The sequence below is a fragment of the Serratia sp. CY52157 genome (genome assembly GCF_052168495.1).
Lineage (GTDB): Bacteria > Pseudomonadota > Gammaproteobacteria > Enterobacterales > Enterobacteriaceae > Serratia > Serratia ureilytica.
This window is the reverse complement of record NZ_JBJNMO010000002.1, coordinates 289,090-301,393: the sequence shown is the minus strand read 5'-3', so window position 1 is coordinate 301,393 and position 12,304 is coordinate 289,090. Positions and strand designations below refer to the sequence as shown.

At 56.6% G+C, this 12,304-nt stretch carries 6 protein-coding genes; all 6 read left to right on the top strand.

What is annotated here, in order from left to right:
* Positions 1–9 precede the first annotated feature (9 nt).
* The 6 genes from ACJ8IP_RS11135 to ACJ8IP_RS11110 are packed head-to-tail and all read left to right on the top strand — an operon-like array spanning position 10 to position 12,248.
* On the top strand, positions 10–5,031 hold the full coding sequence (locus ACJ8IP_RS11135) for a non-ribosomal peptide synthetase (protein WP_164057843.1): 5,022 nt from the start codon (positions 10–12) through the stop codon (positions 5,029–5,031).
* A 21-nt stretch (positions 5,032–5,052) separates the two neighbouring features.
* Complete coding sequence (locus tag ACJ8IP_RS11130; protein WP_232097504.1) at positions 5,053–5,628, top strand: DUF6817 domain-containing protein; 576 nt, start codon at positions 5,053–5,055, stop codon at positions 5,626–5,628.
* A gap of 8 nt (positions 5,629–5,636) precedes the next feature.
* Positions 5,637–8,747, top strand: a complete 3,111-nt coding sequence (locus ACJ8IP_RS11125) for a non-ribosomal peptide synthetase (RefSeq protein ID WP_164057842.1) — start codon at positions 5,637–5,639, stop codon at positions 8,745–8,747.
* Entirely contained in the window at positions 8,744–9,751 is a 1,008-nt protein-coding gene (locus ACJ8IP_RS11120) for a TauD/TfdA family dioxygenase (RefSeq protein WP_042783831.1), read from the top strand. Before ACJ8IP_RS11125 ends, ACJ8IP_RS11120 begins: the two co-directional genes overlap by 4 nt.
* Entirely contained in the window at positions 9,748–11,031 is a 1,284-nt protein-coding gene (locus ACJ8IP_RS11115; RefSeq protein ID WP_042783830.1) for a phenylacetate--CoA ligase family protein, read from the top strand. The genes ACJ8IP_RS11120 and ACJ8IP_RS11115 overlap by 4 nt, the downstream gene beginning before the upstream one ends.
* Complete coding sequence (locus ACJ8IP_RS11110) at positions 11,028–12,248, top strand: aminotransferase class V-fold PLP-dependent enzyme (protein ID WP_042783829.1); 1,221 nt, start codon at positions 11,028–11,030, stop codon at positions 12,246–12,248. The genes ACJ8IP_RS11115 and ACJ8IP_RS11110 overlap by 4 nt, the downstream gene beginning before the upstream one ends.
* The last annotated feature ends 56 nt before the right edge of the window (positions 12,249–12,304 follow it).

The following is a 12,304-nucleotide window of genomic DNA, read 5'->3' as shown; positions in this document are numbered from 1 at the left end:
GGGTTAACAATGCAAAGCATGAAAGGTATTGGACCGGAAAACCAGACGCAATCCCATACGCTGCACGCAGCCGTCTTTAATCAGGCGATGGCAACGCCACTACGCCCGGCCGTGATCGACGAAAGCGGCATCATGGACTATCAATGCTTACGGCATGCCGCGTTGAGCATCGCACAGCAATTGTCCGCGCTTAATCTGGCGAAAGAGACGGCCGTCGGCGTCTATCTTCCGCGCGATCGCCATATCCCCGCCAGCTTATTGGGCATCATGGCGGCGGATTGCGCTTATCTGCCGCTCGACCCCAAGCATCCCCAGGCGCGCACCGAACTGTTGCTGGAGATCGCCCAGGCCAAATACGTCATTACAACAACGGCGCTAGCGAGCAGGCTGCCCGACACCATTACGCCCGTTTTCATCGACGAAAACGGGCGCCCCGACGAAGCCATACTGCAGCGCAACACCTGCGCCACTCAACTGGCTTACTTTATCTTTACTTCCGGTTCCACCGGCGTTCCCAAAGGGGTGATGATCGAACACGGCAACGCCCTGTCGCTTATCGATTGGGCCCACCAAACCTATACTGACGAACAGCTGTCGCAGGTCGCTTGTGGCACGTCGATCACCTTCGATCTCTCCGTCTTTGAAATCTTTGCTCCGCTTACTCAGGGCGGATGCGTGCATATGCTGGCAGATCCCCTGGCGTTATTACAGTGGCACAAGCGTGACGATATTACGCTGTTCAATACCGTACCTTCGGTCATCAACGAGATGGTTAAAATCGGCGAGTTGCCATCCCATTTGCCGATTATCAACTTAGCCGGGGAACCGCTGCCGATGCACCTGGTGCATACGCTCAGGCGGCAATGCCCGACGGCAAAAATCTTTAATCTCTATGGTCCCTCGGAAGATACGACCTACTCCACCGGCGGTGAAGTCTTGGCCTCAGACCCGCATCCCACCATCGGCACACCACTGACGGGCCGACGCTGTTATCTGCTTGACGCAGAAGGCAACGCCGTAGCGCCGGGAGAAACGGGGGAAATCTACGTGGCCGGCCCGGGCGTCGCTCGCGGTTACTACCATCGTCCAGAACTCAACGACGCCTTCCTGCCCGACCCCGCCGGCCCCAAAGGGGCGCGCATGTACCGCACCGGCGATTATGGCAAGCAGCTTGAAGATGGACGCCTGCTCTACCTCGGGCGTCGCGACGACCAGGTCAAGATCCGCGGCCATCGTATCGAAATCGGTGAGATTGACGCCGTGCTCCGTCGGCATCCCGGTGTGCGAGAAGTGGCGGTGGTGGTGGTCGAATCAGCGAACAAGGGCAAATCTTTACGCTGCGCGCTGGAGCTGCACTCTCCGGCGGATCGTCATGCCATTATCGCCTGGGCGGCAACCCAACTGCCGGTCTACATGCTGCCGGCGGAGTGGATGGCCTTCGATGAACTTCCCCGTTTGCCTAACGGAAAAATTGACAGAGGTGCCTTAAGACACTGCCGAACGCAACATGAAAATCGTGCGGGACAAGCGCCTGAAGGCGCCACAGAGCTATCGTTGGCTGGACTTTGGCGCCAGCTGCTGGACTGTGCTGACGTCTATCGCACCGATACGTTCTTCGGTCTCGGCGGGCATTCTTTACTGCTCGCCCGACTGGCTCATGAGATCAAAAAGCAGTTTTCTGCTGACCTTGCGATAGAACGGCTCCTGGCTGCCGATACGCTCTCGCGTCAGGCACGACTTATTGAACAATGGACGAAAAACGCCGATGCGCCGCCGTGCATCGGCCATACGCGACAAACCACTCTCGAAGCACCCTGTTCGCCCTCGCAATCGAGAATGTGGATGCTGGAAAAACTGTTGCCGGGCTCGCCTCGTTACAACATTCCCGCCGCTTTTCAAATCGTGGGGCCACTGGATATAAGCCGTCTTTCCAACGCAGCGGAACAAGTCGTGATGCAACATACCATCTTGCGTACGCGCTATGCCGAAGGCGCGCAGGGTCTGCAGCAATGCGTCGCCCAAACCTACCCGCCGGTGGTTCATCATGAAAACCTGTGTGAATGGGATGAAAAAGCAGCCTGGGAACAGGCCTGGAACCGCGCGAACGCCTTCGCTCGCACGGCGTTCGATCTGACCGAAGAAATCCCGTTCAAGGTGCTGGCCCTCAAGATCAAGCAAGACCTGCATCTGGTGGTGCTGCTGACGCACCACATCGCCGTTGACGGCTCCATGGACATCTTGCTGTCCGAACTCTCCGCGGCCTATGAGAATACGGCTTCGGATGCCTCTCCTGCCCCCCTCAGTTACCAGGACTATTGCCACTGGCTGACGCAATGTGAAAGCCGGCAAACCGAGGCTCTGGCTTATTGGCAACGACAGCTGGCCGAGCCACCGGCCGCCCCGCAACTTCCCTGCGATCGGCCGCTGCCGCGCCAGGAACGGGGGCAAGGTCGCCAGTTAAGCGTCCCCATTCCAGAAGATAAATTCATCGCGCTTTCTCAACTTTGCCGCCGACACGAAGTCTCTGTGTTCCACGGGTTGCTGGCGCTGACTTGGGCTTATTTGGGACGCCTGGCGGATACCGACGATGTCCTGCTGACCGCACCACTGCAAACGCGAAACAACCACGATTTTGCCGCAACCATCGGTAATTTCGTCAATACGGTTATTTTGCGCGGCGATATGCGGCACCAGCCGCGCGTCGGTGAATTATTGCGTCAGGCCAGGCAACGTACCCAGGAAGCCATGCAGTTCGGCCAGGTTCCTTATGAAACGGTGCTCGATAACGTCAAAGGGCTACGCACCGCCAATGGCACGCCGGCGCTCAACGTCATGCTATCGCTGCAGCAAGAACAGCCGCTGTGGACGATGAGGGATACCGGCTCCAGCCACCTGCCCATCGACTTGTTGACCAGCCGTTTCAGCCTGGGCTTCTTTTTCCGTCTCAGCAACGGCGGCCTTGAGCTGAATCTCGAATACGACACGGAACGCTTTACCGATGCTGCGGTTCAGCGCCTGATCGGCCATTGGTTCACGCTGATGAGTGCAGCGCTCGCAAACGATGAAACCGTCGTCAATGCCCTGCCTTTGCTCTCTGACGATGAGCGCCACAACATGCTCGACGGCTGGAACGCCACGCAATGCGATTATGCCGGCGATCGGCTGGTGCATCAGCTGTTCGAAGCACAAGCCAGTCAGGCACCTCACCACATCGCGCTATGTAATGCGCGGAATGCGATGAGTTACGCTGAATTGGATACGCGTGCCAATCGTTTGGCCCATTACTTGCTGGCCCAGGGATTCGACGCCGGCGCACGCATCGCTATCCTGTGCGATCGCAGCCCGGCGATGGTCATCGCCATGTTGGCTATTCTGAAAGCGGGCTGTGTTTATGTGCCTTTCGATCCCGCCAGCCCTCCAGCTCGTTTTCAAGCGATGATCCGTATCGCCGGCATCACCGGTATCGCAACTGACGCGCTGTTTGCCGATACCGCCGCCACCTTGATCGCACAAGCGTCCACCTCGTTGGCGCACGTGCACGTCGCGATAAGCGAGGACCACTCCTGGCCTTCGACTCCCGTGGAGAGCCGCATCACATCGGACGCACTGGCTTACATCATCTTTACATCAGGAACGACCGGCGATCCCAAGGCGGTCGCCGTCAGGCATAAACCGGTAATCAATCTGATCGAGTGGGTAAACAAGACCTTCACCGTGAACGCCAGCGACAAGTCGCTGTTCGTCACGTCACTGGCCTTCGACCTGTCCGTCTACGATCTGCTGGGAATGCTTGCGGCAGGCGGAACGATTCGCCTCGCCGGCCGAGACGAAACCAAGGATCCGAGTACACTGGCCAACATCGTCTGTGCAGAGGGCATCACCTTCTGGAACTCAGCGCCCATCGCGCTCGATCAATGCGAACCCTATTTCCCGCCGTACCCGATTCCATCATTACGCCTGGCCTTCTTGTCCGGCGACTGGATCCCCGTATCGCTGCCGGACAAGCTGCGTAAGACGTTCCCCAACCTGCAGCTGGTTGGCTTGGGCGGCGCCACTGAAGCCGTCATTTGGTCCAACTTCTTTATCATCGAGCGGGTAGCGCCGGAGCAAAGCAGCATCCCTTACGGCAAACCGATTCAAAATGCTCGCTACTACATACTGGATAAGCAACTGCAGCCCGTTCCCATCGCGGTCGAGGGCGATCTGTTTATCGGCGGCGAGGTATTGGCCGAAGGTTACTTCGGCGATCAAGAGAAAACGGCGCGCAGTTATCTGCCCGATCCATATGGCCTGACGCCAACCGCCAGAATGTATCGAACCGGCGATAGAGCCCGATTCTTTCCGGATGGCACCATCGAATTCCTGGGACGGCAAGATACGCAGATAAAAATCAATGGATACCGCATTGAAACGGGCGAAATCGAAGCTGCGCTACTCACGCACCCCGGAATAAACGGCGCTTGTGTCGTGATTAAAGGTGAACGTCATCGCCTCTGGCTGTGCGCCTATATCGTCAGCGAGGAACACAATCAGGAGGCGATTGCACGGCTGCGCGCCAATCTGCGCACCAAATTACCCGAATACATGATCCCCGCCGTATTCACCTGTCTGTCAGCATTTCCTTTAACCGCCAACGGCAAACTGGATAAGCAGCGGCTTCCGGAGCCAATAACGCTGAACGGCGGCGGCGATCGGCACGCCCCCCCGACAGGGCACTATGAGACGACGATCGCCGATATCTGGAAGCACGAACTTAACTGCGAGGCCCTGAACGCTACGGATAACTTTTTTGATCTCGGCGGCAACTCCGCCAGCTTGATAAGGACACACAGAACGCTGGAGAACGCGTTGAACCGCACGATCCCCATCGTCACGCTCTTTCAGTACACCACTTTGCGCAGCCTCGCCGAATGGCTGGCCGGCAACATAGAGAACGATGCAACGGGCGCATCTCAGGCAACCGAACAGCGGCTCTCTGGCCGACAACGCCTAATGCAACAAAGAAAACAACGAATCACCGCCAACGACTGATCTTATTGACAGGAAAAAATGATGGATGCAGATGCCAAGCTTATCGCGCAATACCAGCCGCAGCTGGTGAAGTTGGGCGCACATAAAGTGGCTCATTTAGATGAGCCACTAATGAATCATTTAATACGAACACACCATCTTCTCAGGGAAATGGAATGTGACGAGACGATATGCTTATCCGGATTATTTCACGGCGCATATGGCACACAGGGATTACATACCGATGAGATTGGTGACATTCCGTCATCTCAAAGGGAAATTGTCAGAGCCAGTATCGGTGAAAACGCCGAGCAGCTGGTTTATCACTTCTCCGTCATGAGTTACGAATCATTGAGTAAAAGTTTCCGTAATATCCTCAAACCGGAAGGGCAACCTTGTTTGAAGGATCGCAGGAACGGCCAAACGCTCAACGTTTCAGTAAGTCATTTCCAAGCATTGTTAGCTTTAAAGCTGGCGGACGTATTGGCGCACACCCCTACGCAGAAATATCACACCTGCCTAAATCTGCCGGCGGAATACGGCATGTTTTGGGAGTTAGTCGCGGAATATCTGGGTGAAAAACACTTGTCCATTTGGAACAAAACCATTAACGGGTAATAAAAAACATGAAAACTGCAGAAAACATGGCATTACCAGAGAATAACTGGGAAGGGTTTCCCCTGTCTTTTCAGCAGCAACAGCTGATTAAGCAAACTACCCGAAATAGCCCGCAATATTTCAGCGCAACGTATTCTCTGTCAGGAGCTTTGGACCCCAACCGTTTAATCGCGGCCTTGTCCACGCTGATTAATGAACATGAGATTTTGCGAACGTCGTTCAGAAACGTATTGGGAGAAAACAGCGATGTGCTGATGGTCATCAATGATCCCTATCAGCCCGAGCTGATTATGGCTGACGGTGAGCCTTCGGACGTTAACCCGTTCAACGAGGAAGAAGCGGCATCGGCATGCGCAAGTCTCACGGCCAGAGAACGGCCTCTCAAAGCCGCGCTTTACCGCATAACAGCCGACCGGCATACGCTGGTGATTTCACTGCCCACCGCCAGCCTGGACTATGCCTCCGCCGACGCGATGATGGTGGCGCTGAGTCGCCTCTATGCCGGTGAGGCTGGTACGTCGTCCCCCATTGTACAATACGTCGACTTTGCCCAATGGCAGCGCGAGGATTTCCCCCCGCAAACTACCGTTACTCATGTCGAGCCCATCCCTTCTTTGCGTCTGCCTCTCGAATTCAAGTCCGACAGCCAGGATTGGCAATGCCGCCCCATAACGCTGACGATGGAAACACAATCTCAGCTACAAGCGCTGGCAACAGAAAACGCCTTGTCTCTGCGCGCTCTGCTTTACGCTTGTTGGAGTGCTGCGTTATGGCGCATAGCGGAATATCCCGACCGCTTTGTGCTCAGCACGAACCTGGCCGGCCGCCCTTTTGCGGAACTTCAACAGGCTCTGGGTCGGTTCGAATATGCAGTGCATACGATCGCGCAGCCCAACGCTGACATGACGTTGCTGCAGTTCGCTGAACATTGTCAGCAAGCACTGCGACTGAGCGAGCAGCAAGACGGCCGCCAGCCGGGTGATGTTCATTCAGCCAGCGAGATCGGCTATCAATTCTTCAATGCGGCGTCGGCAATCGAAACACCCCTGCTACATTGGGAAAACCGTACCGCCATCCCTGTACCGGAACACTGCAGATTATCTCTGCAGGTGAATGCCGGTGAACGCCTCCACCTTGTGTTGCAGATACAGCAAGGCGTCTTCGATACGGCAGGGATCGCAACGATTGAGCAGGCGTTCCGCGCCACGCTGCAGGCGCTGCTCAAGACACCACAGGCCATGCTCGATCGCTTTCCGCTTATGACTGACGATGAAACACGCATTCTGATTGAAAACACCCATAACGCGTTGTCGTCATCGCCGGCCCTCGGTTGTTGGTACCATACTTTCAGCCGCCAGGCGTCGCAGACTCCCGATGCGCCGGCGTTAAAGTACAACTCGCGAATTTGGCGCTATGCCGAGCTGGATGCCTTCACCAATCAGTTGGCTCGCCATTTGCTGAACAATGGGGTGGAACAGGGCGCAGCGGTCGGCCTGATGCTTGAGCGCAGCGATCTGGCGCTGGCGGCTATCATCGCCATCCACAAAGCCGGAGCCTGTTATGTCCCTCTCGACCCTCAACTGCCCCAGCAGCGGGTGGAGATCATCCTGAAGCAAACCAGGCCGGCACTGATGCTTGTCGCTCAAGCGCAACACCGCCAGGCGCAGCTCACCCTCCCCGTGATGGCGCTGGATGAGCAGTGGAATGACATTAGCGTGCTGGATGACTCCGCGCTGCCATTCACCGCGTCTGCCGACAACCTCGCTTATGTGCTCTACACCTCCGGCTCTACCGGAGAGCCGAAAGGCGTCAAGATCGCTCATCATCAATTGCAGAACTATGTGTCCGGCATTATTGAGCGTGCGGAACTGGGCGCAGCGCTCACCTATCTCTCCATTGGCCCCATCACCACCGACTTGGGTAATACCACCCTGTTCCCCGCACTGGTCACCGGTGGCTGCATCGACATCTCACCTTTCACGCACGCCGAGGATATTCAGGAGCAAATTCGCTATATGGAGCAAAGCGAGTATGACGTCCTCAAATTGACCCCTTCTCATATGGCATCTTTATTCGCGCTGGCGGACACGCCGGCGCGCCTGATGCCTGGCAAGGCCTTATTGCTGGGGGGTGAGGTGTTAAGTTGGGGGATGTGGCGCCTGTTCAACGATTTTGCGAACGGTTGTCGCATCTACAATCATTATGGGCCAACCGAAACCTGCGTGGGCGCCATTGCGCAGCAGGTAGCGTCGGATAAATACGCCAGGCTGGCTTCCACCGTTCCCCTCGGTACCCCCTTGCCGCATGCCCGCTGCTATGTCGTCGACCCGCATGGTGCATTGCTTCCCGTGGGCGTCGCGGGTGAGTTATATATTGGCGGCGAGACGGTCGCTTGCGGCTATGTGCAAAGCGCTGAAGATCAGCGTCCCCGCTTTATCGCCGATCCCTGGAGCCCGCGATCCAATGCCCGGCTTTACCGTTCAGGGGATAAAGTTCGCAGGCTTCCCGATGGCAGCCTGGAGTTTCTTGGCCGTATCGACCGTCAGTTGAAAATCCGCGGATTCCGGGTAGAACCGGCCGAAATAGAAAGCACGCTGCGCAAACATGCGGAGGTTTTGGACAGCTGCGTCGTTGAACAAGGCGAATCCGGCAGTGCACATCTGTTGGCTTACGTGGTTCTGCAAAGCGGCGACAACGGCAATGCCGATTGGCTGCGTGAGCATCTCGCCGCTTACCTGCCGGATTTCATGATCCCCTCTCAAATCGTGTCGCTCTCCCGCTTCCCGTTAAACCACAACGGCAAAGTCGATCACCGCATGCTACCGGCGCCGGATACGCTTATCGCCGCCAACGCCGATGACTATGTCGCGCCGCAAAGCGAAACGGAAAAAAGTGTCGCGGCCATTTTCCAGGAGTTGCTGCTGGCCAACCGTGTAGGCATACACGACGACTTCTTTGATATCGGTGGGCATTCGCTAATCGCCACAAAGTTGGTCGCTCAAATCCGTTCCACCTTCGATATTCCGTTCAATCTGCGCAGCGTTTTTATGGATGCGACCGTAGCCGGCCTCAGCCGCAACATTGATGAACAACGACACTCTCAGGAACTGGCAAAATGAACGAAACAGCAAGCGGTTTATTCGCCCGACGGCGCCAGAGCCAAGGCGTATCCGTCACCAGTCTGGTCACCGCGTCACCACTGACCCATGCCGGCGCTAAAGGTGTCATGCTGCGCCCGGCGCTAGCCAACCTATCCGCCCCTGAGTGGGGGCAAAACAGCTGGGATTATATCGCCAGTCTGTTAGCCGAATCTGGCGCCGTTTTGCTGCGTGGCTTCAAGGTCGCGGATGTCGCGGCTTTTCGCGCCTTTGTGCAAACGTCGGCAGGCGCATTGTTGGGATACACCCACCGCTCTACGCCGCGCAGCAATATCAGCGAAGGGATATACACCTCGACCGAGTATCCGGCCGACCAGCATATTCCCCAACACAATGAGATGTCCTACACCCGCAGTTGGCCCAAGCGGCTGTTCTTCCACTGCGCCGTCAAACCAGGCGATCAAGGGCAGACTCCGCTTGCCGACAGTCAGGGGGTCTATGAACGCCTGCCGGAAGACCTGCGCGCGCGTTTTGAAGCCCATGGCGTGATGTACGTGCGCAATTTTGGACAAGGTTTGGATCTCAGCTGGCAGCAGGTATTCCAAACGGAAAATCAGGCGGAGGTTGAGGCGTATTGCCAAGCGAACGACATCCAATGCCAATGGTTGGGGGAAGGACGCCTGCGCACACGCCAAATTTGTCAGGCGACCCTTGCCCACCCGCGAACGGGGGCGGGGATCTGGTTTAATCAGGCGCATCTGTTCCATATCAGCAATCTGCCGGTGGAGGCGGAACGTGAGTTAAGACGCGAATTCGCCGAGCATGAGCTGCCGCGCAATGCCCTGTTTGGCGACGGCAGTCCTATCCCGTCAACCGACCTGACGCTGATTCGACAAGCCTATCAACAAGAAGAAATCCTGTTCGACTGGGAACAGGGCGACATTCTGATTTTGGATAACGAAACCATTTCCCACGGCCGGCGACCATTTACGCCGCCGCGCAACATCATGGTGGCAATGACATGAGCGAATCAGGTTCATTTAAAGATGTACGTCGTGAAGTGGCGTACGCTTATGAAAATGTGAAATTTTTTAAAGCTCACATGGCAGCGTCGGGCCTACGGCCCGACGACATTAAAACCCTGGCGGACTTTAAACGCATCCCCGTCACACGCAAAATGCACTATCGACGCAACTATCCGTCAGGGGTGCTAGCTGCCGGATTTACACTGACCGGGCCGCATGTGATGCGCTTTCAAAGTTCTGGGACCTCAGGAGAGCGTTTGAACAGCGCGATCCTTTCCTATGACCTGGCGCGACGACAGGCCACCAGTATGGGCGTCAATGCAAACTTCAACGCACTGTGGCGCCCTGGTGCCCGGCCGCGCATTTGCCGCTATGCCCCACCTAACTGCTCTGACGTAGAGTGCGGCATCGGCCTGACAACCATGGCGGAACGCACGCTGGCCGACGGCACGCTGGTCTTGCCTGTCGCTCACGACTTATTGGCGACCCCCGCCAGGATGATCAAGCAGGCGCTGGACGAAATCGCCGCCTACGATCCGGAAATTTTGGTGGTGGACCCGACGCATTTAGCTTTTTTAACTCGAGAGGCCGACAAGTTGGGACGCACTATCGTCACCACCAACAAGCTGCATATCGTTTGTGGCTATACCCATTTGACGCAGGTTGCACGACGTCAAATTCGGCGCTTCTTCGGTGACGAAACGCCAATCGGCAACATGCTGGGCATGTCGGAACTGGGTTACCTCGGTTTCGAATGCCACCACGGTTGTTTGCACATCAACAACCAAGATTTTTTCCTGGAGTTTTTAAGCGGGGAGCAGGAATCGGCCTTGGATGAAGTCGGCGAGTTGGTCATTTCCACCATTGATGACAGCTTGCTACCGCGCATTCGTTACGCCACCGGCGACCTGTACCGTCTATCGTCGGAACCCTGCACCTGTGGCGCCACTTTGCCGGTGGTCAACATCGAAGGGCGCGCCACCCACAACGTCATCGGTAAAAACGGGGCGATAGTGACGCCTGCCGAGGTCGATCTGGCGGTGGCCGATTGCCCAGCGATCGATTTATATAAGTTGGAACAAGACGAGCTCGGGAATCTTCGTTTTCGCTATATCCTCAATCAAGCATCATCGTCTGAGCTACTCGCATTGCAACAGCGCATCAGCGCACTTTGCCAAACCCGCGACATCATTTTCGAAGCCGTGGATTACATCGCCTGCGAACGCAGCGGAAAATTCCAATCCTGCATTTCAAGATATAACGGGGCATCTCATCCATGACGAATCATTTTATTGACCGCAGTCAGTTCCCTGCGCTGATGCAGGAAATAGACGGACGGCCTCTCAACTATCTCGACAGCGCCGCGACTACCCTAAAGCCGCGCGTCATGATTGACGCCGTAACGGAGTATTACAGCCAGAACGGCGCCAATATCCATCGCGGCAAACACCGTCTCTCCGATGAAGCCTCCAATGCCTATGAAGCCGCGCGCCTCGCAGTAGCGGACTACGTCAGCGCACAGGCTAACGAAGTCGTGTTTACCCACAATACGACCCATGCGCTGAACATCGTGGCGCAAGGATTGGCGCTGAGAAAATCGGATCTGGTTATCGCTGGTGTCGATTCACATCATTCCCAACTATTGCCTTGGCGACAAGTAGCCACCCTGAGGTTCATCCAAACCGATGATCAGGGCAGGATCGATTTGGATCATTTCCAGACGCTGCTCGCGCAACGGCCGAAAGTGGTCGCCCTGACGCACTGCTCCAATGTCACCGGCGTTGTGCATCCCATTGAGCAGATGATCGCGATGATCCGCACACAAAGCGATGCCGTTATTGTGCTGGACGCCGCACAGTCTCTCCCGCACGGCCGTCTCAACCTCCACACGCTGGGCGCCGACTTTGTCGCCTTCTCCGCACACAAAATGCTGGGCCCAACCGGGTTGGGCTTTTTGTACGCGAACCAACATCGCCTCGATGCACTTAAACCGCTGCAATTCGGTGGCGGTACGGTTGACTGGGTGGATGCCGATGGCCAGGTCAATCGTCGGGCGCCCTATCATCTCGAGGCCGGCACGCCGGCGATTGCTTCCGTCATCGGCGCCGGCGCGACTTTTCGTCTGTTAGCCGGCTTCGATGAGACGGCGCGGCGTGAACACGACAAAGGTTTGGTCAACGCGCTGCTTTCCGGGGCGGCCTCTCGCCCTTACCTCAAACTTATCGGCCCCGCCGACGGTGAAAACCGCCATGCCATAGGCGCCTTCAAGTTCTCGGACTGCGTTTCGGTCGGAGAAATCGCCCGCTTGCTCAGCGACGCCTACGGCATCATGTGCCGCAGCGGTTATCTGTGCGCGCAACCTTTCGTTAGCACCCTGGCCGGTGGAGAGATCCTGCGAGCATCCGCCTATCTATACAACACGACGGCTGATATCGATGCCCTGTATCAGGCCCTTGATGACCTGGCGGAGTGCATGGGGCTGCCCACGGTAAACTGATGAAAAACGCCCGGCGTTTGCCGGGCGTTTTATCGCTATAACGCGACGAGGAAAAA